The organism is Amycolatopsis cynarae (genome assembly GCF_026802195.1).
Taxonomy (GTDB): Bacteria; Actinomycetota; Actinomycetes; order Mycobacteriales; family Pseudonocardiaceae; genus Amycolatopsis_E; species Amycolatopsis_E rhizosphaerae.
Map to the genome: position 1 here is coordinate 772,421 of NZ_CP113836.1, position 26,996 is coordinate 799,416.

Here is a 26,996-nt window from a genome sequence, read left to right on the forward strand (position 1 = left end):
CTCGGCCCCCAGGGCGAATGACGAACCCCACCGCAGGAAAGCCGCATCAGCGGGGACTCTGGTCGAATCGCCGCCATGGCCCCGCCAGGGGCCATAGGAACCCCGCTGGTCGGTTGCTGTTGTGCTCAGCGCTTGCCAGGGCGGGGGGCTCGCACCGTGGGGGTCTGGGGGCTCGGCCCCCAGGGCGAATGACGAACCCCACCGCAGGAAAGCCGCATCAGCGGCGACCACGGTGGGGCCATGGGGTGAGTGACGGGACTCGAACCCGCGACATCCTGGACCACAACCAGGTGCTCTACCATCTGAGCTACACCCACCATGTTGAGGAACCGTTACCGGTTGACCTCAGCCGGGATATCGTAGCGTGCCGCCCGGACGGCCTTGAACGGGGTCACCCACTGTGGCGAAGCCGCACGTCAGAGGCGGCGGCGCGGGCCTGTTCGGTGGTGGGGCCGGGCTGCGGCACGAAGGCGGTCTTGCGGTAGTAGTCGAGCTCGCTGATCGATTCCCTGATGTCGGCGAGGGCGCGGTGGGCGAGGCCCTTCTCGGGCTTGGCGTAGTAGACGCGCGGGTACCAGCGCCGGACGAGTTCCTTGACGGAGGAGACGTCGACCATGCGGTAGTGCAGGTGGGCGTCGAGGGCGGGCATGTCGCGGGCGATGAAGCCGCGGTCGGTGGCGATGGAGTTGCCTGCGAGGGGGGCGCTGTTGGGGTCGGGGACGTGTTCGCGGACGTAGTCGAGGACCTGCCGCTCGGCTTGTTCGAGGGTGACCGTGGAGCGTCGTGCTTCTTCGGTGAGCCCGGAGCGGGCGTGCATGTCGCGGACGACGTCGGGCATGTTGGCGAGGGTTTCGTCGTCGGCGTGGATGACGAGGTCGAGGCCTTCGCCGAGGATGTTGAGCTCCGCGTCGGTCACGAGGGCGGCGATTTCGATGAGTGCGTCCTTGGCGAGGTCGAGCCCCGTCATCTCGCAGTCGATCCAGACAAGACGGTCGGTCACCGGAAAACCCTAACGCGCTCGCATCCGGGTGTCCGCCCGACACAGCGGAACGGGCCGCCCCGACCACGGCCCGTTCCGTTTTCCCCGGTCGGCGCCCCGGGTTGCTCTGCCGTTGCTCAGCCGTTCTCGATCTGGTTGATGATGGTCTTCGCGTCGTTGATGGGGATGGCGAATCCGATGCCGACGGACCCGGTCGAGGTGGATGACGGGTTGTACAGCGCGGAGTTGATGCCGATGACCTGGCCCGTCATGGTGACCAGCGGGCCGCCGGAGTTGCCCTGGTTGATGGCCGCGTCGGTCTGGATGGCGGTGTAGCTGGGCGAGTCGGTGGCGCGGTTGGCGGTCTGGTTGTACGGGTTGGGTTCGCCGGTGCCGATGTCGGACAGTTTCCGGTTGAGTGCGCTGACGATGCCGGAGGTGACGGTGTTCTGCAGGCCGCCGGGTGAGCCGATGGCCACGACCTGGTCGCCCACCTTGAGCCGGCTGGAGTCGCCGAGGGTGGCCGCGGTGAGTCCGCTTGCGCCGCTGGCCTGCAGTACGGCGATGTCGGCCTTCGGATCCGCGCCGACCACGCCTGCCTGGTATTTCGTGCCGTCGGACAGGGCGATGGTGACGGCCGTGGCTCCCGAGACCACGTGCGCGTTCGTCAGGATCTTGCCGTCGGGGCTGAGGATGATCCCGGAGCCGATGGCTTTGCCCTGGCGGGTGGTCACGTTGACCTGCACCACGCTGGGGAGCACCTTTTCGGCGACGGAGCTGACGTCGGTGTTCGTCGTCGCGGACACGCTCTGCCCCGAGGCGGTCGAAGCCGTGGTACCGGTGGAATGGCTGCCTTCGAGGCCGACCAGTGCGGCACCGCCGACGCCTCCGACGAGGGCGGCGGCGACGGCGGTCGAGGCGATGAGGGCCGTGAAACGGCCGTTGCGGCGCCGTGGCGCCGGGGTGGGGGTCTGGGTGGCGGGCGCAGGCGGCGGGAAGTACGGATAGCCGTGCTGCGGCCGGTTCTCGTGCTCGCTCATGGTTCCACCTTCGCCGTCCTAGGTGTGAAATCCCGTGGAGCAGCCCAAAAATCGGCTGAGAAGAATTTGCTGAGAACTCGCCACGGCGTGGGCTTGTGCAGGCGTCGCGGCAGGGTGGCCGGCGGGCCGGGTTCCGAAGGCGCGAAAACTGTCGGTGGTGCTCGATACGGTCTCTTCGAGAGCCGAACCAGGGAGGAAAACCGATGACCACCATCCTGCACCGGCCCGCCCGGATCGTCGCCAAGGGCCCGTTCGACCTGGGTGCCTCCGCTCGTTTCCTGGCCGGGTTCACGCCCGCGGCCCGGCCGGACGCCGGGGACGAGGCGGGCACGCTCCGGCTGGCGTTCCCGGTCGAAGGCACCTGGGAGCATGCCGGGGTGCTGGTCCGGCAGCGGGCGCCGGGCAGCGTCGAAGTGTCGGTCGAGGCGGGGCACCGGGTGGCCGGGGAGGCCGTACGGCAGGTCCAGCGGATCCTCTCCCTGGACGTGGACGGTTCCGGCTTCGCCGCCGTGGGTGAGGCGGATCCGGTGGTGGAAAGACTGCTGGAGCGGTATCCCGGGCTCCGACCGGTGCTCTTCCCCTCGCCGTACGAGGCCGCGTGCTGGGCGATCATCGGCAACCAGCTCCGGATGGTGTCGGCCGCGCAGCTCAAGCGACGCCTCGCGGAGCGGCACGGGGTTTCGGTCGAGGTGTCGGGTCACCGGCTGGTCTCGTTCCCGGCCCCGGCCGAACTCCTCGCACTGGACCGGCTCCTGGATCTGCCGGAGGTCAAGGTGCGCCGCCTCCATTCGATCGCCCGCGCAGCCCTGGACGGGGTGCTCGACGCGGCCGCCCTGCGGGCGATGGATCCGGGAGAGGCACTGTACCGATTGCAGAAGCTTCCGGGAATCGGTCCGTTCTCGGCACAGCTCATCCTCATCCGCGGCGCCGGGCATCCGGATGTGTTTCCCACCGCCGAAGAACGGCTGCACACCGAGATGCGGACGCTCTACCGGCGGCCCGAGGCGAAGGTGACCGAGCTCGAACGGATCGCGCGGGGCTGGCGCCCGTACCGCTCGTGGGTGGCACTGCTCCTGCGGACCAACCGAGAGGCGCGATCGGCGAGCTGAAACGACGGGCGAGGTTCCGCGCAAGAACGGCACCGCCACCCGAACCACGTCCCCAACAGACTCCAGGGCGGTCGAGTCTGTGAAACCGGCGGGGGTGGTAACAGGGCACAGACACCCGTTGTGGTGAGCTGCGCGCGTGTTTCTCGCGGAGACGAGTGGAGCCGGATCGTCGATGGGCCTGTTCGGGGCACAGCCGGGCCCCACCGCCTGGGCGCCGGTGGTGACCGGGGCGGTGGCGTTGCTGCTGGTGTTGTCGGGGTCGCCGTGGCGGTGGGCGCGCAACCTCGTGACGATCGTGCACGAGGCCGGGCACGCCCTGATGGCGCTGCTGGCCGGGCGGCGGCTGCAGGGCATCAAACTGCACTCGGACACCTCGGGCGTGACGGTCTCGCGCGGTAAACCGCACGGGCCCGGCATGGTCCTGACCTCGCTGGCGGGCTACCCGGCGCCGGGGCTGCTCGGGCTGGCCTTCGCGGCCCTGCTCGAGGCTGGGCGGATCACCGTGCTGCTCACCATCGCCGCGCTGCTCCTGCTGGGCGTGCTGGTCATGGTCCGCAACGCCTACGGCGTGCTGTCCGTGCTGGTGACCGCGGGCGGACTCGCCCTGCTGGCGCTGGTGGCGGGGCCGGAGGTCCAGGCCTGGTTCGTGTACCTCATCACCTGGTTCCTGCTCTTCGGCGGGCTGCGGCCGGTGTTCGAGCTGCAGCACAAGCGCCGCCGTGGTGCGGCGCGGGACTCCGACGCCGATCAGCTGGCCCGGTTGACCGCGGTGCCCGCCGGGTTGTGGGTGCTCATCCTGGTGGTGCTCGCACTGACCTGCCTCCTCGTCGGCGGCGCCTGGTTGCTCGAGCCCGCGCTGCGGCCCTGACCGGCGCGTGCGGCACACTGGACACACGGCTTCCCGTGCATCACGTGGTGGCGTGCGAGATCGCGAGCAGAAGGAAGGTAGTGCGGTGTCCGACGAGGTGGCCAAGGCAGTCGAGGAGTGCGCACGGGCGGCCAAGCAGGCGGCGCCGTCGCTGGCCACCGCGGCCGACGAGGCGATCGACGCCGCACTGACGGCGATGGCGCGCAGGCTGCTGGAGAACCGGGAAGCGGTGCTGGAGGCCAACGGCGCCGACGTCGCCAAGGCGCGTGAGGAAGGGATGAGCGCCGGTCTGCTCGACCGGCTGACCATCACCGAGCAGCGGCTGACCGGGATGGCCGAGCAGCTCCGGCTGCTCGCCGGGGCGCCGCACCAGGAGCGGTCGATCCCGGTGCGGTCACTGAACGGCGGACTGCGGCTCGTCGAGCGGCGGCGGCCGGTCGGCGTGATCGGGGCGAACTACGAGGCGCGGCCCAACGTGACCGTCGACGTGGCCTCCCAGCTGGTCAAATCGCGCAACGCCGGGGTGCTGCGCACCGGTTCGGCGGCGCTGGGCTCGGCGCAGCGGCTGCTCGACGTGGTCATCGCGCCCGCACTCGCCGAGGCCGGCATCGAGCCCGACGCGATCCAGCTGGTGCCGCGCGTGGAGCGCGAGGCGGCCACGGCACTGGTGCAGCTTCCGACGCTGGTGCCGCTGGTGATCCTGCGCGGGAGCGGGGAGAGCACGCGTGCTTTGGCCACCGAGGCGGCCGTGCACGGCGTACGCACGCTCGCGCACGCGGACGGCGGCGGTGTGCTCTACGTCGACGAGGCGGCCGATTCGGACAAGGTGCGTGCGCTGGTCGTCGGCAGCCTCGACCGGTTGGGCGTGTGCAACCGGCTCAACCTGCTGCTGATCCACTCCGCGGTGCACGACACGATGTGGCCGGTGATCGAGGGGGCACTGGCCGAACGGCGGGTGAGCCCGTCGCTGCCGCCGTACGAGCACGCCATCGGCTACGAATGGGCGCTGGATTCGGACCGGGAGGCCACCGTCACCGTGGCGCAGGTCGCCGGGCTTGGCGAGGCCGTGCGGATCGCCAACGAGCAGACCTCCGGCCTGGCGGCCGGGATCGCCACCGAGGACGAGGCCACCGCCGAGGCCTTCTTCGACGGCTACACCGGCACCGGTGTGTTCTGGAACGCGCCGACCCGGCTGCTCGACGGCTTCAAACTCCTCGCCGTGCCGGAAACGGGGATCAACCTGGACAAGGTGCCCGGTCCGCGCGGCCCGGTCACTTACACCGACCTCTACGTCCGCCAGTTCGCCGTGCTCCCCGAGCGTCCCTGATCTCACCCGGAGGCCCGCGGGCTCTCCGCCGCGGCCGACGTGCGAGCGCGGTCAGGGGCGGCGGAGAGCGAAGGGACGGAGCCGTGCGTACCCGCGAACCGAGGCCGGCCGCCGGAGGCGCAGGACGTAACCGGGGTCGTCCCTGAGTTCGCTCGCCAGCTCCCGGTCCACCAGGATGGTGCCGGGCCTGGCGAGCCCGGTGAGCCTGCTCGCCAGGTTCACCACCGAGCCGTACACGTCGCCGAACCGGTTGAGGATCCGGCCCGCGGCCATCCCGCACCGCACCTCGGGCAGGGTGGGGTCGAGGCTGGTGTGCTCGGCCAGCGTCAGGGCGATCTCCGCCGCGTCGGCCGCCGTGTCCGCCACGAACAGCACCTCGTCGCCGATCATCTTCACGATCCGCCCGTGGTGCTCGGCCACGATCTCGGTGGCCAGCGCCTCGAAACGTTCCAGGATGTCGCTCAACTCGGCATCGTCGATGCGCCTGGTCAGCCGGGTGTAGCCGACCATGTCGGCGAACCCGGCCACCTCGGTCCGCGCTTCGAGGTCCTCGTCGGGCGCGGCCAGTGCCCGCCCGGCGAAGGCCGCGAGATGCCGGCGCCACACGAAGTCCTGGACCCGCTGGAGTTCCGGGACGAGCCGCTCGACGAGCCGCGCCACCTGTTTCTCGTCGCGTCCCAGTTCCTCGTTCTCGGTGATCAGCGCCCACAGCATGTGGACCTGCCACTCGGCCAGCCGCGACAGGTGCTGGCCGAGCGCCCTGGTCACGGGGACCTCGAGCCGGGCGTCGAGCAGGCCGGACGAGATCAGCTGGTCGGCCGTGCGCACTGCCTCGACATCGGCGTCGGTGAACACGACCTCGTCGTCGCCGACGGTGGCGAAACCGAGTGCGCGCCACAGCCTGGTGGCCCGTTCGATCGGCACACCCGTCTTCTCGGCGACCTCCAGCCGCGTGTACCGGCGTTCGCCGCCGAGAAGGATGCTTTCGAGCCGTTCTTCGTTCACGGAATCCCTGCCAGCCCTGGGGAACGAATCAGAGCGGCGGAGCCGCTTCGTGGTCTGGGTCTGGTCTAGGTGGTGTGGACGATCAGGACGTCGACGCCGGACTTGCGGGCGGCCTCCGAGGGCACCGAGCCGAGGATGCGGCCGGCCAGGGTGTTGAGCCCGCGGTTGCCGACCACGAGCAGGTCCGCCGAATGCTCGGAGACGACCTTGCGCAGCGCCTCCACCGGCTCACCGACCACGGCGACCGTCTTGACGTCGGTGGCCCCGGCCTTGATCGCGCGATCCCGTGCGCTCTGCAGCGTGTCCTCGGCGGGCGCCGAGCCGACCACCTGGTAGGCCTCGTCCCGCAGCACGTCCTGGGCCTTTTCGACCTCGCCGCGGCTGCTCGGGTAGTAGGCGCAGACGATCACGAGTTGCGCACCCGAATCCGCTGTCACCGCGGCCGCGCGGTCCACCGCGCGAAACGACGAGTCAGAACCATCCGTACCTACGACAACAGTGTGGTAAGCCGTCATTCGAGTCCCTCCGGCAAGGCGCGTGAACCGCGTGGCCGCTTAGGTTACTCGCCAGTCGGTTTGCCCGCAGCCCCGTTCGGACCCGATTTTCCGGCACCCGCCGCCACCCGCTGCCTACCGCCGGGCTTACCGGTGCTCGCGGCCGGTTTTCCGGTCGAGGAAGCGGTTTCGCCCAGCACCGCGGCGGCGTCGTCGAGCACCGTCCTCGCGGCCTTGACCTGCTCGGCGATGCCCTCCCGCAGCGCCCGCAGCGTCTCGACCCGGTCGGCGGCCGCGTTGATCCGCCGGTTGGCCTCCTCGGTGGCCTCGCGGACGCGCCGCTGCGCCTCGTCGGTCGCCTCGGCCACCCGCGCGTTGGCTTCGGTGATGGAGTCCTGCTTGCGCCGGTTCGCGTCCTCGATCGACTCGCGCCGCCGCCGCTCGATCTCCTCCGCTGCGGCCCGCTGCTCCTCGGCGACCTTGGCGCGGATGGTCGCGGCCTCCTCGGAAGCCTCCCGGACGCGCCGCTCGGCCTCGGCCTTGCTGGCGGCCTCCTGCTCGGCGAGGAGCCGCATCGCCTCGGCGCGCCGCGCCGCCATCGCGACCTCGAAGTCCTCGTCGACCTTCGTGCGCCGCCGGTCGGCCTCCAGGTCGAGCCGGTCGCGCTCCTCCTTGGCCTTGGTCGTGATCGATTCGGCCTCGGCCCGCGCGGTCTCCAGGACCCTGCGGTGCTCGGCCTCCATCTCCTTCCGGCGCGTGTCGAGCTCGGCGAGCAACTGCTCGTACCGGGCCCGCAGCGCGCTCGCGTCGGCTTCGGCCTTGGCCCGGATGTGCCCGGCCTCCGCTTCGGCCCGCGCCCTGGTGTCGGCGGCTTCCTCCTGCGCGAGCCGGAGCATGCGCTGCAGGCGCTCCGACAGGCCCTCCACGGTGGTCGGCGGCTGTCCGAGCCGCTCGACCTGACCGCGGAGGGTGTCGATCTCGCCGCGCGCCTGCTCCAGCTGGCGTGCCAGGTCGCCCGCCTGGGAAATGGCCGCGTCCCGATCGGCGGCGAGCATTTTCAGATCGGCGTCCAGCCGTTCCAGATGCTCGTCCACCTGGTGCTTGTCGTAGCCGCGTTTCGCCAGGTCGAAACCGGCGCCCAGCGGCACCAGTTCCCTCTCGTCGCCTAGGCTCATGAGGCCAGACTACTTACGCTCCGCGGAATGCGTTGATGCGGCCGATGTGCTTGGCACGCATCTCCTCGTCGTGGACGCCCAGTCCTTCCTCCGGAGCCAGGCACAGCACGCCGACTTTGCCCTGGTGGGCGTTGCGGTGCACGTCGAGCGCGGCCTGCCCGGTCTCGGCCAGGGAATACGTTTTCGACAGCGTCGGATGGATCAGACCTTTGGCGATCAGCCGATTGGCTTCCCAGGATTCCCGGTAGTTCGCGAAGTGGGAGCCGATGATCCGCTTGAGATTCATCCAAAGGTAGCGGTTGTCGTACTGGTGCATATACCCGGACGTGGACGCGCAGGTGACGATCGTGCCGCCGCGGCGGGCGGCGTAGACCGAGGCGCCGAAGGTTTCCCGGCCGGGGTGCTCGAACACGATGTCCGGGTCCTCACCGCCGGTGAGCTCGCGGATCTTCGCGCCGAACCGCTGCCACTCCTTCGGGTCCTGGGTGGTCTCGTCCTTCCAGAACTTGTATCCCTCGGCAGTGCGGTCGATGACCAGTTCGGCACCGAGCTTGCGGCACAGTTCGGCCTTCTCGGGGCTGGACACGACGCAGACCGGGATCGCACCGCCGTTGAGCGCGTACTGGGTGGCGTAGGAGCCGAGACCGCCGGAGGCGCCCCAGATCAGCACGACGTCGCCCTGCTTCATGTCGGCGCCGTTGCGGGAGACGAGCTGCCGGTAGGCGGTGGAGTTCACCAGACCGGGGCAGGCGGCCTCCTCCCAGGTGAGGTGCCGCGGCTTGGGCATCAGCTGGTTGGCCTTGACCAGGGCGACCTCGGCGAGCCCGCCGAAGTTGGTCTCGAAGCCCCAGATCCGCTGCTCGGAGTCGAGCATGGTGTCGTTGTGCCCGTCGGGGCCCTCGAGTTCGACGTTGAGGCAGTGCGCGACGACCTCGTCGCCCGGCTTCCAGGTGTGCACACCCGGGCCGGTCCGCAGCACGACGCCGGCGGCGTCGGAACCCACCACGTGGTAGGGCAGGTCGTGGCGCTTGGCCAGCGGCGAGAGCTTGCCGTAGCGCTTGAGGAACTTGAACGTCGGCAGGGGTTCGAAGATCGACGTCCAGACCGTGTTGTAGTTGATGGCGCTGGCCATGACCGCGATGAGCGCCTCGCCAGGCCCGAGTTCGGGCACGGGCACCTCGTCGAGGTGCAGCGACTTGCGCGGATCCTTGTCTCGGCTGGCCAGGCCGTCGAACATCTCGGTCTCGTCGGCGTGCACCGTCACGCCCTGGTAGGACTCGGGGAGGTCGAGCGAGCCGACCGCGGTGAGATCACCCGCGAGGATGGCGTCGCGGATCTCGTTCAGCGTCCCTTGCGTCATTGGGGTGGACCTTCCCTGGCTGGGTTGCGGGAGCATGACATTACTGGCCAGTAACCCGGAATGCCACCGCAGGAGACGTGGCCCACCCCTTGTGCGCGAAATGGCCCCCTTCGCGATGGACCGGCGGCTCCTCCCGTCTCACGATGAGGGCAAGCCGGACGGCCGCGATCCAGCGGTGTCCGACGGTTCTTGGAGGTGGTCCCGGTGACCAGAACCTCGACAGCCTCGACCATCCCGCTGCGGCCCTGGGCGCGCCCGCACGACTGGGTGGAGATCACTCTCGGCCTGCTGGCCGCGCTGTCCTTCCTGTGGGTGACGACCACTCCGCGTGCCCAGTGGACGATGATCGTGTTCGGGACGCTCATCGCGCTGGACGGCCTGCTCTCCGCGGTGATGCCGCGGTTTGCCTACAGCGAGGGCGTGCAGGTCGTGCTGGGCACGCTGCTGTTCGCATCGCCCTGGGTGATGACCTACACCGGCCTGGCCGGGGCGTCCTGGTGGTCGTGGGTCCTCGGGGGGCTCACCATCCTGGTCGCCTCACTGGCCGTGCCGATCGCGAACGCGGCGGCCGAGGCACCGCGGTAGCGCCGATTCCCCTCGGGCGCTGCCGTGAGGGGACCCCGCACGGCACATACGACCAGGGCTCCGGCAAAGTCGTGTCGCTCGGCCGCGCGAGTCCCACCTTCCGGCGCTTGTGTCCCACGCTGGTGCGCGTGAGTTCCACGTTCGTGCGGGGTGGTGTGCCCTGAAGGTCGCCTTGAGGGTCATAAAGGCTCTCAAGGTCGCCTTGAGGGCAAGCGCTCCTCAGCCGAGGAGCGTCTGCCGAAGGCTGCCGTGAGGGGACCCTTCACCGGAAAGAACGGCGGCTGGGGCCGTGGCGTGGGGGAGGTCAGTGGGCCGGGTTCGCGGCGGGTTCGACCAGTTCCACGAGGACGCCGCCGGCGTCCTTCGGGTGCACGAAGTTCACCCGGCTGTTCGCGGTGCCGCGCTTGGCCTTGTCGTAGAGCAGCCGCAGGCCGTTGGCCCGCAGCGCCTCCGCGGCGGCCTCGATGTCGGTGACGCGGTAGGCGACCTGCTGCAGGCCGGGGCCCTTCGTGTCGAGGAACTTGCCGATGGTGGAGTCCGGGCGCAGCGGAGCGAGCAGCTGGACGGCGGGGCCGTTTTCGTCGCCCGGCGCGTGCAGCATCGCCTCGCGGACCCCCTGCTCCTCGTTGACCTCGCTGTGGGTCGCGATCATGCCGAAGTTGGTGGCGTAGAACTCGATCGCGGCGTCCAGGTCCGGTACCGCGATGCCGACGTGGTCGATCGTGGTCACGAACGGCTTCAGCGCGTCATTCATGCCCCGAGCATAGGCCAGGGAAACGACCTCACCTCGTGCCACGGCTCACACCTGTACTGAACGGGCGTGGCGGGTATCGTCGAGGGGACCGCCGTCGTTCGTCTTTGGAGGCTGCCGTGACCGGTTCGGTGATCCTCGGTGCTGCCCGCACCCCCATTGGCCGTCTGCTGGGTTCCCTGAAGGACTTCTCGGGCGCGCAGCTGGGCGGGGTGGCCATCAAGGCCGCGCTCGAGCGCGCCGGTGTCTCGCCGGACCAGGTGCAGTACACGATCATGGGCCAGGTGCTCACGGCTGGCGCTGGCCAGATCCCGGCGCGCCAGGCGGCGGTGGCGGCGGGCATCCCGATGGACGTCCCGGCACTGACCATCAACAAGGTGTGCCTGTCCGGCCTCGACGCGATCGCGCTGGCCGACCAGCTGATCAGGGCAGGCGAGTTCGACCTCGTCGTCGCGGGCGGTCAGGAGTCGATGACCCAGGCCCCGCACCTGCTGCCCAAATCGCGCTCCGGGTTCAAGTACGGCGACACCACGCTCGTCGACCACATGGCCTACGACGGCCTCTTCTGCGCGTTCGACCAGGTCGCGATGGGCTCGTCCACCGAGAAGCACAACACCCGCTACGGCGTGACGCGGGAGCAGCAGGACGAGTTCTCCGCCCGCTCGCACCAGCGCGCCGCGGCCGCGATCGCCGCGGGCCTGTTCGCCGACGAGATCGCCCCGGTGGCGATCCCCCAGCGCAAGGGCGAGCCGATCCTGTTCGACACCGACGAGGGCGTCCGCGCCGACACCACGGCGGAGACGCTGGCCAGGCTGCGGCCCGCCTTCGCCGCGGACGGCACGATCACCGCGGGCTCGTCCTCGCAGATCTCCGACGGTGCCGCCGCCGTCGTGGTGGCCAGCCGTGCCAAGGCCGAGGAACTGGGCATCACCCCGCTCGCCGAGATCGGCGCACACGGCGTGGTGGCGGGCCCGGACGCGAGCCTGCACGAGCAGCCGTCCAACGCCATCAAGGCCGCGCTGGCGAAGGCGAAGCTGGATGCCTCCGCGCTGGACCTGGTGGAGATCAACGAGGCGTTCGCCGCGGTGGGCCTGGTGTCCACGGAGAAGCTGGGCATCGACCCGGAGCGGGTCAACGTCAACGGCGGGGCGATCGCGCTCGGCCACCCCATCGGCGCCTCCGGGGCGCGCCTGGCCGTGCACCTGATCTACGAGCTGCGGCGCCGTGGCGGCGGTCTCGGCGCGGCGGCGCTGTGCGGTGGCGGCGGGCAGGGTGACGCCCTGCTGATCCGCGTTCCCTGATCCGGCCGCGATCAGGCACGGTGCACAGGCCTCTCCGGGCGCCAGGCAGGATGGGGCCATGCCGCCGTTGAACATCCCCGAGCTGGTCGACCGCGCGCGTGACGGGCAGCCGCGCGCGGTCGCCAAGCTGATCTCCCTGGTCGAACACGCCCATCCGCGCCTGCGGGAGGTGGCGGCGGCGCTGACCCCGCACACCGGCCACGCCCGCGTGATCGGGCTGACCGGACCGCCCGGGGTGGGCAAGTCGACCTCCACTTCGATGCTGCTCTCCGCGCTGCGCAAGCAGGGCCAGCGGGTCGGGGTGCTGGCGATCGACCCGTCTTCGCCCTTCTCCGGCGGCGCGCTGCTCGGCGACCGGATCCGGATGGCCGAGCACGCGACCGATCCGGGCGTGTTCATCCGCTCGATGGCCACCCGCGGCCATCTCGGCGGGCTCGCCTGGGCGACCCCGCAGGCGGTGCGCGTGCTGGACGCCGCCGGGTTCGACGTCGTGCTCATCGAGACCGTCGGAGTTGGACAGTCCGAAGTGGACGTCGTCAAGCTCGCCGACACCACCGTGGTGCTGCTCGCACCCGGCCTCGGGGACGGTATCCAGGCCGCCAAGGCGGGGGTGCTGGAGATCGCCGACGTGTTCGTGGTGAACAAGGCCGATCGCGACGGTGCCGACACCGTGGTCCGCGATCTCAAGCAGATGATCTCCTACGGGCGTCGTGAGATCCGTGGCCCGAGCTGGCGGCAGCCCATCGTGCGCACCACGGCCGCACGCGGTGAGGGCGTGGAGGATTTCGTGCGCGCCCTCGACGAGCACCACGACTGGCTCGCCGCGCACGGCGAGCTGGCCCGGCGGCGTGCGCACCGGGCGGCGAGCGAGGTCGAGGCGATCGCACTCAGGCGACTCCGGGCGGAGCTGGAGGACCTGCACGGCGGCGGGCATCTGAGCGGGCTCGCCGAGCGGGTCGTCTCCCGCGAGCTCGACCCGTATGCGGCGGCCGATGCGCTGCTGGACGCGCTGCGCCCGGGACAATAGAGAGATGGCTCCTGTCGAACGGATCGGCCTGGTCGTCCACGGTGGCAAGGAGGCGGCGCTGGCCGCGGCCGAGCGCGTCCGCCGGTGGGCCGCCGGGCACGGGGTGCCCTGCGCCGACATCGATGTGTGGGACCAGCGCGACGGCCACCGGCTCGACGCCAGGGAAGAGGCGGCCAGGGCCGGTGACCCGGATCTGATCGTCACCGTGGGCGGGGACGGCACCTTCCTCCGGGGCGTGCGGGTGGCCGGCGCGATCGACGCGCTGGTGCTGGGCGTGAACGTGGGCCGGGTCGGCTTCCTCACCGAGGTGGCGGCCGCCGACCTGGTGGACGCGCTCGACGCGGTGCATCGCGGGGACATCCACGTGGATGCCAGGATGACGCTGACCATGCGTGCCGCGCGGCGGCTGGAGATCCCGGCGGGCTTCGAGGAGATGCTCCGCTACGGCCGGGGCCCCGCGCTGCCCTCACCCCATGTGCGGCCGGGGTTGAAGAGCCAGGGCGGCTGGGGCGTGCCGCTGGATGTGCTGGCGCTCAACGACATCGTGGTGGAGAAGCTCGCACGGGATCGCCAGGCGAGCCTCGCGGTCTACGTCGGCAGCAAGCTGTTCGCCTCGTACTCGGCGGACGCGCTGATCGTGGCCTCGTCGACCGGATCCACCGCCTACAGTTTCTCCGCGGGCGGGCCGATCGTGTCGCCGGATCTGGACGCGCTGGTGTTCACCCCGGTCGCGCCGCACATGGTGTTCAACCGCAGCGTCGTGCTGGACAAGTCGCAGTGCGTGGGCATCCTCGTGCTGGAGCATTCGGGCGAGGTGGCGGTGAGCGTCGACGGCCAGCTCCGGGGCGTGCTGCACCCGGGCGACTGGATCACGGTCTACGCGGCGCCGAAACGGTCGCGGCTGGCCAGGCTGGCCGAGCCGGACTTCCTCGGCCGGGTCCGCGACCGGTTCGGGCTGGTCGACGCCGCGGCGGCGCTGGCGGACGGGCATCCGCCCGCCTTCGCCCCGGACGAGCCGCTGCCGCCCGACCTCGCCCATCCGGGGCCGCCTCCCGCCGAGGTGTAGGGACCTGCCGTGAGGGGCCCTCACGGCAAGTCCATCAGGGCGAGCCTGGCCGGGGTCGGTCACGAGCGCGATGGTGGTGATCCGCCCGTCGGCGACGGTGAACGCGATGACCGACAGCGGGGTGCCGTCCTCACGCCAGGACACGATCCCGGGACGGCCGTCGACGAGCACCATGCGCCCCCGTCCGGCCGCGCCGCCGGACAGCTGTGCACCGGAGGCGACCTTGGTGGCGCCGAGGACGACGACCGTGCCCCCGGGGGTGTGGGCGGTCAGCTTCACCTCGGGATCGAGCACGCGCAGCAACCCCTCGAAGTCGCCGTGGCGAGCCGCCGCCAAGAAGGCCTGGACCACCTCTCGCTGCTCCCGCCCGACGGCCGTCGGCCGCCGGGTCGCCCGCACCTTCCCGCGGGCGCGGCTGGCGAGCATCTTGGTGGCTGCGGTGGACTTGCCGAGGATCTGGCCGATCTCGCCGAACGGCACCGCGAACAGGTCGTGCAGCACGAACGCCAGCCGTTCGTCCGGCCGGAGCGATTCGAGGACGACGAGGAGGGCGAGCCCGACCGAGTCGGCGAGCACCGCGTCGTCCTCCGGCACCGGGCCGTCGCCGAGCGTCGTCACGACCTCGGGCAGAGGGTCGTCGTAGGACGCCTCGGGACGGGCCCGACGCGATCGCAGGACGTCGAGGCTGATCCGGCCGACCGCCGTGGTCAGCCAACCGGAGAGGTTGTGGTCCGCGCCAGCCAGATCAACGGCTGCAGCCCGTGCGTGTTCGCCGGGGTCGAGTCGGCGAAGAAGGCCGGTGAAACCGACGAGCGGCTGCACAACGTGGTCGCGTGGCGCGAGACCCCCTTCTTCACCGATGAGGAGCGGGCGGCGCTCGCGCTGACCGAGGCCGCCACCCGTATCCAGGACGGCGCGCCGGGCGTGACCGACGAGATCTGGGACGCGGCGGCCGACCACTTCGACGAGAAGCAGCTGTCCGCGATCATCCTGGAGATCGCGATGACCAACTTCTTCAACAGGATCAACCGCACGATTCGCGAGCAGGCGGGCAAGACCTGGTGAGCGGGGGCGGAGCGGTGTCCGCTTGAGGTTCGTGATCGGCGCGAAAGGGGAACTCAGGCGCCCGAGGGTGGGACTCGGAAGGTGAGGCCGACGACCGGGTCAGGCGAGTCCGGCGGCGACCTCGCGGAGCCGGGCGCCCGCGCCGGAGGTGATCGGCTCGCCGTGGCCGAAACAGGCGGTTTCCACGTCGAGTTCGGCCAGGCGCCGGAAGGATTCGGCGGCACGGGACCGGTCGAGGTTGAAGATGCCGAGCATGACCTGGCCCTCCATGTGGGCGGCGGTGTCGCCGGTGAACAGCACGCCGTGCCCGGGCAGGTGGAGGGCGATGCTCCCGTCGGTGTGTCCCGGGATCGACAGGACCCGCGCACCGCCGCCGAACTCCAGCACCTCGCCCCCGGCGAGTTCGCGGTCCACCCGTGCCGGAGGTGCGACCTCCGGCGTCCCGGCCGACACCTGCTCGAAGATCGGCCGCTCCCAGTCCGCGAGGACGGGCGGCGGGGGCGGTACCTCCCCGCGGATGATCGAGGCGTCCCGCGCGTGGGCGAAGACCGGGGCGTCGCTCCACTGCTGGATCTCGGCCAGTGCGCCCGCGTGGTCGACGTGGAAGTGGGTGAGCACGATCCCGGTCAGGGCGGCGGGGGTGAAACCGAGGCTTTCGATCGCCTTGCGGGCGTCGTCACCGCCGCCCGGTGCGCCGGTGTCGATCAGGACCAGCGAATCCTGGTCGTGCCACAGGTACAGCTGCCAGTTGCCGACCCGCAGCCGGTGCAGGTTCGGGAGCACTTCCACGGTTTCCATCCCGCGACGGTAGGACAAGGAGCTCGTCCGGGCAGCCCGGATCAGCTCATCGCGTAATCGCTCTCAGCGAACGGGCCAAAGCCGCCGTTGCCGGTCCGAACGCGTGCTCGGCCGGGGTCGCGAAGCCGACCACCATCCCTTGTGGACGTTCTCCGGGGCGGATCCAGTACCGCCCCAACCGGTCCAGTGCGATGGACTCCCGGGACGCGGCCGCGAATGCGGCTTCTTCCAGCACGCCGTCGGGAAGCAGGAGCACGACGTGCAGCCCGGCGGAAATACCGAGCGGGGTGACGCTTTCGGGGAGCGCGGCGAGCAGCCGGTCGCGCCGCTTGCGGTAGGCGAGCCGCCGCTGCCGCACGTGCCGGTCGTAGGAGCCCGAAGTGAGCATTTCGGCGAGGATCAGGTGGTCCATCGAGGGGGCGCGCCAGCCGGTGGTCGCGAGTGCAGCCCGGACGGGTTCGACCAGGGAACGGGGCGGCACGATCCAGCCGATGCGCAGGGACGGGGCGAGGGTTTTGCTCACCGAACCCACGTAGATCGTGCGTTCCGGGGCGAGTGCCTGCACCGCACCCACCGGGCGCCGGTCGAAGCGGAACTCGCCGTCGTAGTCGTCCTCGATGACGAGTCCCCCGTTCTTGCCCGCCCAGCGGGCCAGCGCGGTGCGGCGCGCGGGGGCGAGCGTGTAGCCCAGCGGGAACTGGTGGGCGGGCGTCACCACCACCGCCGGACTGTCCAGTTCGGACACCACGATTCCCTGCTCGTCGACCGGGACCCCGGTCACCGAGAGGCCGTTGCCCGCCGCCGTGGCGCGAAACTCCGGCAGGGACGGGTCCTCGAAGGCCAGTTCGCCGTCTTCGCGCAGCAGCTTGGCCAGCACGGCCAATGCGTGGTTGAATCCGCCGCACACCACCACCCGCTCGGGATCGGTCACCACTCCGCGGCTCCGGGCGAGGTAGCGGGCCAGCGCTTCGCGCAGGACCGCGGGCCCGCGTGGATCGCCGTAGTCGAACACGCCGGGCGGAGCCTCCAGCAGCACCCGGCGGGCCGCGGAAAGCCAAGCCGCCCGCGGGAAGGAGGACAGGTCGGGACGGCCGGGAGACAGGTTCCAGCGCGCGTCGCGCGACCGGGTCGTGGTGCGCGGGTGCTCACGCGCCGGGACCGCCGGGGCCGTTCCGTCGGCCGCGACCCGGGTCGGCGCGCCCTGGCTGGTCAGGAGATAGCCCTCGGCGGCGAGGTCGGCGTAGACGCGGGTGACGGTGCCGCGCGCGATGCCGAGGTCCTTCGCCAGCGCCCTGGTCGACGGCAGTGCCGTCCCCGGCCTGAGCCGCCGCTCGCGGATGGCGCGGCGCAGCGCGTCGGCCAGCCCCGGGCGTCCGGTGTCCGGATGCCAGTCGAGGTGGACGTCCCAGCTCGAACTGGACCACGATTCCAACACGAAACTGGACCATACTCGTGGGCCAGTTCTCGGTAGCGTGCGTGGCATGAGCAAGCGGATCTCTCTCAACCGGCGGGCACCCGGCCTGCTGAAACAACTCATCGAACTGAACAACTCGATCAAGAAGGCGGCCGCCGAGGCGGGCCTGGACCAGCGCCTGCTGGAACTGCTCAAGATCAGGACTTCGCAGCTGAACGGGTGCGCGTTCTGCCTGGACATGCACGTGCGCGAGGCGCTGGAAGGCGGCGAGACGCACAAGCGGATCTACCTGCTCAGCGCGTGGCGGGACGCCGACGTGTACACCGACCAGGAACGGTCCGCCCTCGCCCTCGCGGATGCGATGACCAGGCTGTCGGAGACCCAGGACGTGGCGGACGAGGTGTACGAGGAGGCGTTGGCCCACCTGACCGAGGACCAGTACACCGCCGTGGGCTGGGCGGTGACGGTGATGAACGCGTTCAACCGCCTCAACGTCACCAGCCACACCCCGGTACCGGCATGAGCGCCGCCGCGCTGCGGGCGCTGCACGTCCCGGGGCACCCGCTCCTGCTGCCGAACGTCTGGGACGCCGACACGGCCCGGCTGGTCGAAGAGGCCGGTTACCCGGTGGTGGCCACCAGTTCGGTCGCGGTGGCCGCCACGCTCGGCTACCCCGACGGAGAACAGGCACCCGCCGGGGAGATGTTCGCCGCGGCGGCGCGGATCGCGCGTGCGGTGTCGGTCCCGGTGACCGTGGACGCGGAGTCGGGATACGGGCTGCCCGCCCCGGAATTCGTGGCGCGACTGCTCGACACCGGCGCGGTCGGCTGCAACCTGGAGGACACCGACCACGCGCTGGGCCGGGTGCGTCCGATCGCCGAGCAGGCGGACCGGCTCGCCGCCGTGCGGGCCGCCGCCGGGGACGCACTGGTGCTCAACGCCCGGATCGACCTCTTCCTGCGGGCGGAGGACCAGCGCGCCGTGCTGCCGGAGGCGATCGAGCGGGCCCGCGCCTACCTCGACGCGGGCGCGGACTGCGTGTACCCGATCCTGGTGCGCTCGGCGGACGTGCTCGCCGAGTTCGTCAAGGCGGTCAGCCCCGGCGCGGTGAACGGCAACCGGCTGCCGGACGGGACGGACCTCGCCGCACTCGGCGTGGCCCGGATCTCCCTCGGCGCCGAACCGTGGCGAGCCGCCCGCGGCCGGTTCGCCGACTACCTCGCGGGGCTGTGACCCGCGGCTTGCGCGGCGCTGCCGACCGGCACCGCCGCGCAAGCCGCTGAAAACAATTGCCGATCAGCACTGCTGCTTGTAGAAGTACTGCTGGTTGCTGTCCATGGTGGCCTTGGTGATGGAGTGCAGGGGGGCGGTCAGGGTCTTGGTGACCGGCTTGCCCTCCAGCGCCGCCACCGCCTGGTCCACACCCTGCTGTCCGATCATCGCCGGGTCCTGGGCGATCAGGGCCTGGTACTCGCCGCTGCGCAGCCCGTCCACTTCGGACGGGCTGGCGTCGAAGCCGACCAGGTTCACCTGGCCGATCTTGCCCGCGTTGCGCAGGCCGGTGGCCGCGCCTTCACCGGTGTTGAGGTTCGTGGCGAAGATGCCGATGAGGTCCGGAGTGGACGCCAGCGCCGCGGTCACCTTCGCGGCCGCCTGCTCCGGTTCGTTCTGGGTGAACTGCACGCCGATCGACTTGAGGTTCGGGTGGTTCTTCAGCTCGTCGGCGAAACCCGCGGCCCGTGCCGCGGTCGTCGAGGTGCCCGCGATGGTGTCCAGCACCAGCACCGAACCCTGCTTCCCGCCTACCAGTTCGGCCAGTGTCTTCGCGGCGAGCTTGCCGCCCTCGGTGTTGTCGGAGGAGATCGAGGAGACCGCGATGCCGCTGTCCTTGAGCGAGGTGTCGACCTGCACGATCTTCGTGCCACGGGAGGCGACCTGCTGGATCGGCGCGAGCATCGCGGTGTCGTCCGTGGGGGCGATCAGCAACGCGGCGGGCGGGTTCGAACCGAGCGCGTTGACCTTCTCCGTCTGCAGCGCGGCGTCGAACTTCTGCGGCGCCGACGTGGTCAGCGTGTACCCCAGTTTCTGTGCCTCGGCCTGTGCGCCGCACTGCATCGAGATGTAGAACGGCTCGGCCTGCACGCCCGGGATCAGCGCCAGCTGCTTGTTGTTCTGCACGCTGTTGCCGCCCGAGCCGCCGACCTGACCGGAACCGCACGCGGCCAGCAGCACCGCCGCCGCGGCCAGCGAACCCGCCGCGAGAACCTTCTTCATCGACTTCTCCCTACTTCGTTGTGGGGGATCAACGGGAATTGCGCTGCCTGCGGCGGCGCTGGTCGAACCAGACGGCCGCGATCAGCACCGCGCCGACCGCGATCATCTGCCAGAAGTCCTGCACCTGCGTGATGTTGAAGCCCTTCTTCAACACCGCCGGGATGAACACCCCGATCACCGTGCCCAGCACCGAACCGACCCCGCCGAACAGGCTCGTGCCGCCCATCACGGTCGCCGCGATCGCGTTGAGGTTGTCCGTGGTGTGCGCGGTGATCGTGGTCGAGGCGTAGTAGGCCAGCGACAGGAAACCCGCGATGCCGGCGAGGAAACCGGTCAGCAGGTACACCTTGAGCAGGTGCGCCGTCACCCCGATACCGGCCCGCCGCGCCGCCTCCGCGTTGGACCCCACCGCGTAGGTGTACCGGCCGAACCGCGTGGTGTGCAGCAGCCACGCGCCGATCAGGGTGATCACCGCGGCCACCAGCACCAGGTTCGGGACACCGCCCAGTGAGGTGCCGTAGCCCAGTGTCCTGTTCAGCGCGGTCGGCACGCTGCGCACGTCCGAGCCGTTGTTGAGCAGGTAGGCCGAGCCGAGCGCCGCCCCCATGGTGCCGAGCGTGACGATCAGCGGCGGGATCTTCGCCACCGCGATCAGGAAACCGTTGATCAGGCCCCAGATCGTGCCCGAGGCCACCGCGGCGGCCAGGCCGATCGCGATGATCCCCCAGCCCGCCGTGCTCGCGTTGCCGCCGGAGAGCGCCTCCATCGTCTTGCCGCAGACCATGCCCGAGAAGATCAGCACGGAGCCGACGGACAGGTCGATACCGGAGGTGATGATCACGAAGGTCATCCCGACCGACAGCACCAACAGTACCGAGGTCTCGATCAGCAGCGTCTGGAAGGTGAACAGGGTCGCGAACTGGGCCGGCGCGAGCACGGTGAACACCGCGATCAGGGCCAGCAGGACGAGGGCGATCCAGAAGGTGTTCGCGCCGACCAGCCGCTGCACCAGCGGGCGCTTGCCGAACCCGCCCTCCACAGTGGACTGGATCTCGGGAGACGTGGTGCTCATGCGGCCCTACTCCTCCTCCTGGGTCAGTGCCCCGGTCATCGCCCCGACGAGGTCTTCCAGCTTCGTGCCCGCACCCTGGAAGCGGGCGACCCGCACGCCGAGGCGCAGCACCTCGATCCGGTCGGAGACCGACAGCACCTCCGGCATGTTGTGGCTGATCAGCACCACCGCGATGCCCTGGTCGCGCACGCGGCGGATGACGTCGAGCACCCGCTCCCGCTGCACCACGCCGAGCGCGGCGGTCGGCTCGTCCATGAACACGACCTTGCTCGCCCACACCACCGAGCGCGCCACGGCCACGCTCTGCCGCTGCCCGCCCGACAGCGCGCCGATCGGCACGTCCGTGCTCTGCAGGGTCACGCCCAGGCGTTTGAACTCCTCGACGGCCTTGCGCCGCATCTCCGCCTTGTCCAGCATCCCGAGGCTGCCCAGGATGCCCCGCCGGCGGATTTCGCGGCCCAGGAACAGGTTCGCGGCGGGGTCCAGTTCGGGCGCCACCGCGAGGTCCTGGTACACCGTCTCGATACCGAGGCGGCGCGCGGTGGTCGGGGAGTCGAGGCGCACTTCTTCGCCGTCGAGCAGGATCTGGCCCGAGGTGGGCTGCTCCGCGCCCGACAGGCACTTGATCAAAGTGGACTTCCCGGCCCCGTTGTCACCGATCAGCGCGGTGACCTCACCGGCCCTGGCCTGGAAGGAGGCGCCGCGCAGCGCCTCCACCGAGCCGTACCGCTTCACGATGTTCCGCGCGTCGAGCAGGACGCTGTCGGTCATGGACGACCTCCCGGTGCTGGTGGTCGGCAGCGGATGGCGGTGAGCCCGCCCGACAGTTCGCTCTGCCCGGCCGCGTACGGCACGACCACCGTGTCTCCCCGGCCGAGGGGAAGGTCGCCGCCGTGTTCGGTGCGCAACCGGCCCTGCCCGTCCAGTACGACGAGAACGGTGAACGACGGGTCCAGCGCGAGCGCGGGATCGGGCCGGAGCCGGTCGGCGCGGAAGAACCCGGCCGCACCGGGAACCAGCAGTTCCACCCGTTGCCCCGGCTCCTGGGCGGTACGCCTGATCAGGGTTTCCGGGTCGTGGCCCGTGGTGTCCAGTGCCTTCAGCGCGGTGTCGAAGCCGATGCCGAGGTGTCCCTTTTCGGGACTGTCCAAGAAGTTCCGCCACTCGATGGTCAGCGAGAAGTCGGTGGGCTGCTGCAGTTCGACCACGAACACGCCCTCGCCGATCGCGTGCGGCAGCCCGGCCGGGATGAACACCGCGTCACCAGGCGAGACCGACACGCTGTTGAGGGCGCCGAGCATCGCGTCGGTGTCCTGGTCGCGGACCCAGGCGCCGACCGTCGCGGGATCGGTGCTCTCCCGGAAACCCGGGTACACGCGCGGATCGTCCCCGCTGGTGCCGACCACGATCCAGGCCTCGGTCTTGCCGAAGTGCGAGTCGAAATGGCGCCGCGCGAAGCCGTCGGACGGGTGGAAGTGCACGGGAAGGCGCTGGCCCGCGTCGAGCAGTTTCACCAGCAGCGCGGTCGAGTCCGCGAACTCGGCGACGTGCGCCTCGCCCAGCCAGGCCGCCGGGTCGGCGTGCACCGCGTCGCGGAGCCACCGGCCGTCGGGCAGCAGGGTGAGCCCGCTTTCGGCCTGGCCGTACCGGGTCGTGGTGGAGGCGACCCAGTCCTCCGGGCCGTACGCGGTGTCCGGGCCGGACGCTCCGCGCAGCGCCGCGATGGCCGCGCCGCCCCGGTAGAACTGTGGCGGCTGGTTGGCCGGGAGCTTGATCGGTGCGGTCACGGGGCCACCTCGCCGGAGCCGCGGGGGAGCAGGTGCACGGGAAGGACTACCTTTCTCGGCGGGGAATCGTCGCCGTGGATCCGGGCGAACAACAGCTCGGCCGCGGCCCGGCCGAGCCTGCCCACGTCGTGGCCGATCACGGTCACGGGCGGGTCGAGCAGATCGGCGAGTTCGAAATCGTCGAAGCTCACCAGTGCGGGGCGCGGCGTGACATGGGCCAGCGCGCGCAGCAGGTGGACGGTGACGCGGTTGTTCCCGGCGATCACCGCGGTGGCCCGGCCGGGCCCGGTGAGCAGCCGGTCCACCGCGTCCGCCACGCTCTCGCGGGTCGGGGTGCGGAGCAGGGCCAGCCGCTCGTCATAGCGCAGGCCCGCCCGCACGAGCCCCTCACGGAAGCCGCGGAGCCGTTCGGAGGCGGTGAAGATCCCGGGGCCGTCCCCGAGGAAGGCGATCCGGCGGTGCCCGTGCTGGGCCAGGTGGGCCACGGCTTCGATGGTGCCGCCGAGGTTGTCCACGAGGACGGTGTCGGCCACCAGGTCACCGGCGGGCCGGTCGAGGAACACCACCGGGGTCCCCGCGCGCATCTCGGGGACCAGGTAACCGTGCTGGGTGCCGGCGGGCACCACGAGCAGGCCGTCCACCCGGCGCGCACAGAACTCGAGGGCGAGTTCGCGTTCACGTTCGGAGTTCTCGTTGGAGGAGCCGGTGAGCACGTGCCGCCCGAACGAGGTGGCCACCTGCTCCACCCCGCGGTTGAGCTCGGAGTAGAACGGGTTTCCGACGTCCTCCACGACCAGGCCGATGGTGCCGGTGGTGGACCCGCGGCGCAGGTTGCGCGCGCCCAGGTTCCGCCGGAACCCCAGTTGCTCGATGGCGGCCAGCACCCGGCCCGCGGTCTCCGGGTGAACCGCCGGTTCGTCGTTCACCACCCGGGAAACCGTCTTGATGCTGACCCCGGCGAGGCGGGCGACGTCGCTCATCGTGGCGCGCCTTCCGGCCGCCTTGTGGGGCCGCTCGGACAGCCCGTCAGACAACCCGTCAGACAACGTTGTCATAGTGCTGGGATTTCACACGAACGGGCGGTCTGTTGTCAATGCCCGGCCAGTGGTCGCCGATTCGCGCCCCGATCGTGTCTGTTTTCTCTGGTGCTTACGGAGTATTTCGGTGTCCAGAACGAGACAGGATCGGACCCGTTCCTTGACCGGTCCGACAATCACTTACCAGAGTTCTCCCCCGGACGACAAGGTTGTCAGGAGGCGAGGCAATGACGCTTTCGCGTTGGAAAGCCGGAGTGGCGCTGGCCGGCGCCCTCATGGTTACCTCGGTCATGCCGACTGTGCAGGCGAGTGCGGCGGGTCCGGGGCAGGGGCAGCAGGATCTGGCGAGATGGGTCAACCCCTTCGTCGGCACCCGGCCGGGCGGCGCCGACCAGGGCACCGGCGGCGGTGCCGGGAACACCTTCCCCGGTGCGGTGGTCCCCTTCGGGATGGTCCAGTGGAGCCCGGACACGGTGAAGGCCCAGCACGGCGGCTACTACTACGACGACAACGCCCTCAAGGGGTTCAGCCTCACGCACCTGTCCGGTGCGGGCTGCTCGACCTACGAGGACATCCCGTTCATCCCGTTCGCCGGTGAGGTCACCACCTCCCCCGCGACCGACCCCGGGCACTACACGCTGCCGTTCTCGCACGCCAACGAGCAGGCGACCGCGGGTCGGTACTCGGTCAAACTTGACAGCGGCGTCGGGGTGGACCTCACCGCGACCCAGCGCACCGGCTCCGGCCGGTTCAGCTACCCGGCGGGCTCCCCGGCCACCCTGCTGATCAACAGTTCGGGTTCGGTGGAGGGCACCGACGACGCGCAGATCAGCATCGGCAGGGACACCGTCAGCGGCTGGGCGGCCAGCGGCCGGTTCTGCGGCACCAATTCGCACTACCGGGTGTACTTCTACGCCAAGTTCGACAAGCCGTTCGCCTCGATCGGCACCTGGCGCAACGGCACGGTCACCCCGGGCAAGTCCGCCGAGAACGGCGGCGCGCAGGCCAAGGTCGCCCCGCAGACACAGGTCGCCAGGACCGAGTCGCAGGCCCCCGTGCCCACCACGGTGAGCGGCCCCGGCAGCGGCGGCTACGTCACCTTCCCCGGCGGGTCCACCGTGAACGTCCAGGTGGGACTGTCCTTTGTGTCCACCGACGGGGCGAAGAACAACCTGAAGGCGGAGAACAACCACCGTTCGTTCGACGAGGTCGCCGCCGGGGCACGGCAGGCCTGGAACGACCGGCTCAACCAGGTCCAGGTCGAGGGCGGGTCGGACGCCGACCGGACCACCTTCTACACGGCTCTCTACCACTCGCTCATCCAGCCGAACGTGTTCTCCGACGCCGACGGCTCCTACACCGGGTTCGACGGCCGGGTCCACACCGCCGACCGCGGGCACGCGATGTACACCAACTTCTCCGGTTGGGACATCTACCGTTCCGAGATCCAGTTGCTGGCGATGCTGGCGCCCAAGGAGACCTCGGACATCGCGCGGTCCATGATCGCCTACGCGGACCAGGGCGGGTCGTGGGACCGGTGGACGGTGGCCAACGACTACACGGGCGTGATGAACGGCGACCCGTACCACATCATCGTGTCCACCGCCTATGCCTTCGGTGCCAAGGACTTCGACGCGAACAAGGCGCTGCTGTCCATGATCAAGGGTGCCACGCAGCCCACCACCCAGGGCTACGAGGAACGACCGGGCCTTGCCGACTACCTGAAGCTGGGCTACGTGCCCGGGGCCGGGGCCGACACCCTCGAGTACACCAGCGCCGACTTCTCCATCGCACAGCTCGCGCGGCGCGTCGGCGACAGCTCCACGTACCAGAACTTCATGAAGCGGGCACAGTACTGGCAGAACCTGTACAACCCGGCGAGCGGTTACCTGCAGCCGCGGCGGGCGGACGGGAGCTTCGCGAGTCCGTACAACCCGGCGAGCTCGTCCGGCTGGGTCGAAGGCAACGGGGCGCAGTACACCTGGATGGTGCCCTACGACGTGGCCGGGCTGATCACCGCGCTCGGCGGGAACCAGGCCGTCCAGTCGCGTTTGGACACCTTCTTCACCGAACTGAACGCCGGGACCAAGCGCCCGTACGCCTTCCTGGGCAACGAGCCGAACTCCAACTCGCCCTGGCTGTACGACTTCGCGGGCGCACCGTACAAGACGCAGGCTTTGGTGCGCCGGGTGATGAGCGAGCTGTACAACCCGAACCCGGAGGGCCTGGTCGGCAACGACGACCTCGGCCAGATGTCGGCCTGGTACGTGTGGTCGGCCCTGGGTATGTACCCGGAGATCCCCGGGCGCTCCGAGCTCGTGCTGGGCTCGCCGCTGTTCCCCAAGGCGAAGGTGACCACCGGCGAGGGCAAGACGATCACTATCACCGGCAACGGCAGCGGCCCGTACGTGACCGGGTTGAAGGTCGACGGGGCCGCGTCCGGCAGGCCGTGGCTGCCGGAGTCGTTCGTCCACACGGGCGGGCGGCTGGACTTCAGCCTGTCGTCCACTCCGGACCAGAGCTGGGGTGCCGCGCCCGCGGACGCGCCGCCGTCGTTCCGTGACGGCGAGACGCCTGCGCTGTCCTTCGTGGATCCCTCGCGGGTGCTCGTGCCGGGCGGGACCCAGGGCAGCGCCTCGATCGGGCTGCAGGACCTGTCGGGCACGACGAGGACCTGGCACTGGACGGTTTCCCCGCCGTCCGGGATCACCGTCAGCCCCGCGTCCGGTGACCTCACGGTCCCGGCCGGGACGAAGGTGAGCAGCCCGGTGACGGTCGGCGTGGCGGCGGGCACCGCCGAGGGCAGCTACCGGGTCCCGGTGACGCTCACCGCCGACGGGCAGCCGTCGCTGCCGGCCACCCTCGGCGTGCTCGTCGCACAGCCCGGTAGCTGGCTCGCGACGGTGAACAACGCCGGGATCTCCACCGACGCGAAACCGTCCGCGGCGAACTTTGACGGGGTCGGGTACAGCTATTCGGCCGACGCGCTCGCCGCCGCGGGCGTTTCACCGGGCGGCACGGTGACTTCGGACGGACTGTCCTACACCTGGCCCAGCTACCCCGCCGGGGAGCCGGACAACGTGCTCGCGCAGGGGCAGACCGTGACCGTCTCGGGCAGCGGGCGGCTCGCCTTCCTCGGTGCCGCCTCGAACGGCAACGCCTCCGGCACGGTGACCGTCACCTACACCGACGGCAGCACGAGTACCGCCCAGCTGGGCTTCTCGGACTGGACGCTCGGCGGGAACAACGCGCAACCCGCCTACGGCAACCGCACGGTGATCACCACCTCGTACCGCAACAGCACGGGCGGGGATCCGCAGCAGATCAAGACCTACGTGTTCGCCAGCGCCCCGGTCACCCTGGACGCGGGCAAGCAGGTGGCGAGCGTGACGCTGCCGGGCACGGTGACGGGCGGAAACCTGCACGTGTTCGGTATCGCGATCGGTTCCTGACCAGCGGCGC

25 protein-coding genes, 1 tRNA gene and 1 pseudogene are annotated in these 26,996 nt (G+C 70.6%); 11 read left to right on the forward strand and 16 right to left on the reverse strand.

Annotated elements, in window-relative coordinates; all coding sequences use genetic code 11:
• Window positions 1-241: 241 nt before the first annotated feature.
• The 3 genes from ORV05_RS03730 to ORV05_RS03740 form a co-directional block, all read right to left on the reverse strand.
• Window positions 242-317, reverse strand: a tRNA-His gene (locus tag ORV05_RS03730).
• 74 nt (window positions 318-391) lie between these two features.
• Window positions 392-1,000, reverse strand: coding sequence for an oligoribonuclease (gene orn, locus ORV05_RS03735; RefSeq protein WP_268757046.1), 609 nt, complete (start codon window positions 998-1,000; stop codon window positions 392-394).
• Between the two features lie 116 nt (window positions 1,001-1,116).
• Window positions 1,117-2,019, reverse strand: coding sequence for a S1C family serine protease (locus tag ORV05_RS03740; protein WP_268757047.1), 903 nt, complete (start codon window positions 2,017-2,019; stop codon window positions 1,117-1,119).
• Between the two features lie 203 nt (window positions 2,020-2,222).
• Between ORV05_RS03740 and ORV05_RS03745 the strand changes: the two genes are divergently transcribed.
• The 3 genes from ORV05_RS03745 to ORV05_RS03755 all read left to right on the forward strand — a co-directional run bounded on the left by ORV05_RS03745 (window position 2,223) and on the right by ORV05_RS03755 (window position 5,323).
• Complete coding sequence (locus tag ORV05_RS03745) at window positions 2,223-3,128, forward strand: DNA-3-methyladenine glycosylase family protein (protein ID WP_268757048.1); 906 nt, start codon at window positions 2,223-2,225, stop codon at window positions 3,126-3,128.
• A 172-nt stretch (window positions 3,129-3,300) separates the two neighbouring features.
• Entirely contained in the window at window positions 3,301-3,996 is a 696-nt protein-coding gene (locus tag ORV05_RS03750; protein WP_268757049.1) for a M50 family metallopeptidase, read from the forward strand.
• An 85-nt stretch (window positions 3,997-4,081) separates the two neighbouring features.
• On the forward strand, window positions 4,082-5,323 hold the full coding sequence (locus tag ORV05_RS03755) for an aldehyde dehydrogenase family protein (RefSeq protein ID WP_268757050.1): 1,242 nt from the start codon (window positions 4,082-4,084) through the stop codon (window positions 5,321-5,323).
• A 51-nt stretch (window positions 5,324-5,374) separates the two neighbouring features.
• On the opposite strand, the gene ORV05_RS03760 is transcribed toward ORV05_RS03755, so the two are convergent.
• The 4 genes from ORV05_RS03760 to ccrA all read right to left on the reverse strand — a co-directional run bounded on the left by ORV05_RS03760 (window position 5,375) and on the right by ccrA (window position 9,357).
• Window positions 5,375-6,328 (reverse strand): adenylate/guanylate cyclase domain-containing protein, encoded by a 954-nt coding sequence (locus tag ORV05_RS03760; protein WP_268757051.1) that lies wholly within the window; start codon window positions 6,326-6,328, stop codon window positions 5,375-5,377.
• A 65-nt stretch (window positions 6,329-6,393) separates the two neighbouring features.
• The gene (locus ORV05_RS03765) at window positions 6,394-6,843 is read right to left on the reverse strand and encodes a universal stress protein (RefSeq protein ID WP_268757052.1); all 450 of its coding nucleotides are present in this window, start codon (window positions 6,841-6,843) and stop codon (window positions 6,394-6,396) included.
• A 44-nt stretch (window positions 6,844-6,887) separates the two neighbouring features.
• Complete coding sequence (locus ORV05_RS03770) at window positions 6,888-7,997, reverse strand: coiled-coil domain-containing protein (protein ID WP_268757053.1); 1,110 nt, start codon at window positions 7,995-7,997, stop codon at window positions 6,888-6,890.
• Between the two features lie 13 nt (window positions 7,998-8,010).
• The gene (ccrA, locus tag ORV05_RS03775) at window positions 8,011-9,357 is read right to left on the reverse strand and encodes a crotonyl-CoA carboxylase/reductase (RefSeq protein WP_268757054.1); all 1,347 of its coding nucleotides are present in this window, start codon (window positions 9,355-9,357) and stop codon (window positions 8,011-8,013) included.
• Between the two features lie 204 nt (window positions 9,358-9,561).
• On the opposite strand from ccrA, the gene ORV05_RS03780 reads away from it, so the two are divergent.
• A complete protein-coding gene (locus tag ORV05_RS03780) occupies window positions 9,562-9,942 on the forward strand; it encodes an SPW repeat domain-containing protein (protein ID WP_268757055.1) in 381 nt (126 codons plus the stop codon).
• Window positions 9,943-10,246: 304 nt separating this feature from the next.
• Here the strand turns inward: ORV05_RS03780 and mce are convergent, their stop codons facing one another.
• Window positions 10,247-10,696: a methylmalonyl-CoA epimerase gene (gene mce, locus ORV05_RS03785; RefSeq protein WP_144592962.1), complete on the reverse strand. Its 450-nt coding sequence runs from the start codon at window positions 10,694-10,696 to the stop codon at window positions 10,247-10,249.
• 116 nt (window positions 10,697-10,812) lie between these two features.
• Between mce and ORV05_RS03790 the strand changes: the two genes are divergently transcribed.
• Genes ORV05_RS03790 through ORV05_RS03800 form a run of 3 tightly spaced genes read left to right on the forward strand, consistent with a single transcriptional unit; the run spans window position 10,813 to window position 14,087 of the window.
• Complete coding sequence (locus ORV05_RS03790) at window positions 10,813-11,994, forward strand: acetyl-CoA C-acetyltransferase (protein ID WP_268757056.1); 1,182 nt, start codon at window positions 10,813-10,815, stop codon at window positions 11,992-11,994.
• Between the two features lie 58 nt (window positions 11,995-12,052).
• A complete protein-coding gene (gene meaB, locus ORV05_RS03795; protein ID WP_268757057.1) occupies window positions 12,053-13,021 on the forward strand; it encodes a methylmalonyl Co-A mutase-associated GTPase MeaB in 969 nt (322 codons plus the stop codon).
• Window positions 13,022-13,025: 4 nt separating this feature from the next.
• Window positions 13,026-14,087 carry an NAD(+)/NADH kinase gene (locus ORV05_RS03800; protein ID WP_268757058.1) on the forward strand — a complete coding sequence of 354 codons (1,062 nt, stop codon included), beginning with the start codon at window positions 13,026-13,028 and terminating at the stop codon, window positions 14,085-14,087.
• Between the two features lie 459 nt (window positions 14,088-14,546).
• Here ORV05_RS03800 and ORV05_RS36340 read toward each other — a convergent pair.
• Window positions 14,547-14,909, reverse strand: a pseudogene (locus ORV05_RS36340) (RNA polymerase subunit sigma-70); the annotation flags it as partial.
• Between ORV05_RS36340 and ORV05_RS03805 the strand changes: the two are divergent.
• The gene (locus ORV05_RS03805) at window positions 14,853-15,152 is read left to right on the forward strand and encodes a carboxymuconolactone decarboxylase family protein (protein ID WP_268759687.1); all 300 of its coding nucleotides are present in this window, start codon (window positions 14,853-14,855) and stop codon (window positions 15,150-15,152) included. The pseudogene ORV05_RS36340 and the gene ORV05_RS03805 sit on opposite strands and share 57 nt — an antisense overlap.
• 99 nt (window positions 15,153-15,251) lie before the next feature.
• Here ORV05_RS03805 and ORV05_RS03810 read toward each other — a convergent pair whose 3' ends face one another.
• The gene (locus ORV05_RS03810) at window positions 15,252-15,950 is read right to left on the reverse strand and encodes an MBL fold metallo-hydrolase (RefSeq protein WP_268757059.1); all 699 of its coding nucleotides are present in this window, start codon (window positions 15,948-15,950) and stop codon (window positions 15,252-15,254) included.
• Window positions 15,951-15,996: 46 nt separating this feature from the next.
• Complete coding sequence (pdxR, locus tag ORV05_RS03815; RefSeq protein WP_268757060.1) at window positions 15,997-17,385, reverse strand: MocR-like pyridoxine biosynthesis transcription factor PdxR; 1,389 nt, start codon at window positions 17,383-17,385, stop codon at window positions 15,997-15,999.
• A gap of 46 nt (window positions 17,386-17,431) precedes the next feature.
• Between pdxR and ORV05_RS03820 the strand changes: the two genes are divergently transcribed.
• Together ORV05_RS03820 and ORV05_RS03825 are read left to right on the forward strand one after the other, a co-directional pair.
• The gene (locus tag ORV05_RS03820) at window positions 17,432-17,887 is read left to right on the forward strand and encodes a carboxymuconolactone decarboxylase family protein (protein ID WP_268757061.1); all 456 of its coding nucleotides are present in this window, start codon (window positions 17,432-17,434) and stop codon (window positions 17,885-17,887) included.
• Window positions 17,884-18,597 carry an isocitrate lyase/PEP mutase family protein gene (locus ORV05_RS03825; protein WP_268757062.1) on the forward strand — a complete coding sequence of 238 codons (714 nt, stop codon included), beginning with the start codon at window positions 17,884-17,886 and terminating at the stop codon, window positions 18,595-18,597. Before ORV05_RS03820 ends, ORV05_RS03825 begins: the two co-directional genes overlap by 4 nt.
• 63 nt (window positions 18,598-18,660) lie before the next feature.
• Here the strand turns inward: ORV05_RS03825 and ORV05_RS03830 are convergent, their stop codons facing one another.
• Genes ORV05_RS03830 through ORV05_RS03850 form a run of 5 tightly spaced genes read right to left on the reverse strand, consistent with a single transcriptional unit; the run spans window position 18,661 to window position 23,477 of the window.
• A complete protein-coding gene (locus ORV05_RS03830; RefSeq protein ID WP_268757063.1) occupies window positions 18,661-19,638 on the reverse strand; it encodes an ABC transporter substrate-binding protein in 978 nt (325 codons plus the stop codon).
• 28 nt (window positions 19,639-19,666) lie between these two features.
• Complete coding sequence (locus ORV05_RS03835; protein ID WP_268757064.1) at window positions 19,667-20,710, reverse strand: ABC transporter permease; 1,044 nt, start codon at window positions 20,708-20,710, stop codon at window positions 19,667-19,669.
• A 6-nt stretch (window positions 20,711-20,716) separates the two neighbouring features.
• Window positions 20,717-21,481 carry an ATP-binding cassette domain-containing protein gene (locus ORV05_RS03840; RefSeq protein ID WP_268757065.1) on the reverse strand — a complete coding sequence of 255 codons (765 nt, stop codon included), beginning with the start codon at window positions 21,479-21,481 and terminating at the stop codon, window positions 20,717-20,719.
• The gene (locus tag ORV05_RS03845; protein WP_268757066.1) at window positions 21,478-22,497 is read right to left on the reverse strand and encodes a class I mannose-6-phosphate isomerase; all 1,020 of its coding nucleotides are present in this window, start codon (window positions 22,495-22,497) and stop codon (window positions 21,478-21,480) included. The genes ORV05_RS03840 and ORV05_RS03845 overlap by 4 nt, the downstream gene beginning before the upstream one ends.
• The gene (locus tag ORV05_RS03850; protein ID WP_268757067.1) at window positions 22,494-23,477 is read right to left on the reverse strand and encodes a LacI family DNA-binding transcriptional regulator; all 984 of its coding nucleotides are present in this window, start codon (window positions 23,475-23,477) and stop codon (window positions 22,494-22,496) included. The genes ORV05_RS03845 and ORV05_RS03850 overlap by 4 nt, the downstream gene beginning before the upstream one ends.
• Before the next feature lie 347 nt (window positions 23,478-23,824).
• On the opposite strand from ORV05_RS03850, the gene ORV05_RS03855 reads away from it, so the two are divergent.
• Window positions 23,825-26,986 (forward strand): GH92 family glycosyl hydrolase, encoded by a 3,162-nt coding sequence (locus ORV05_RS03855; RefSeq protein WP_268757068.1) that lies wholly within the window; start codon window positions 23,825-23,827, stop codon window positions 26,984-26,986.
• The last annotated feature ends 10 nt before the right edge of the window (window positions 26,987-26,996 follow it).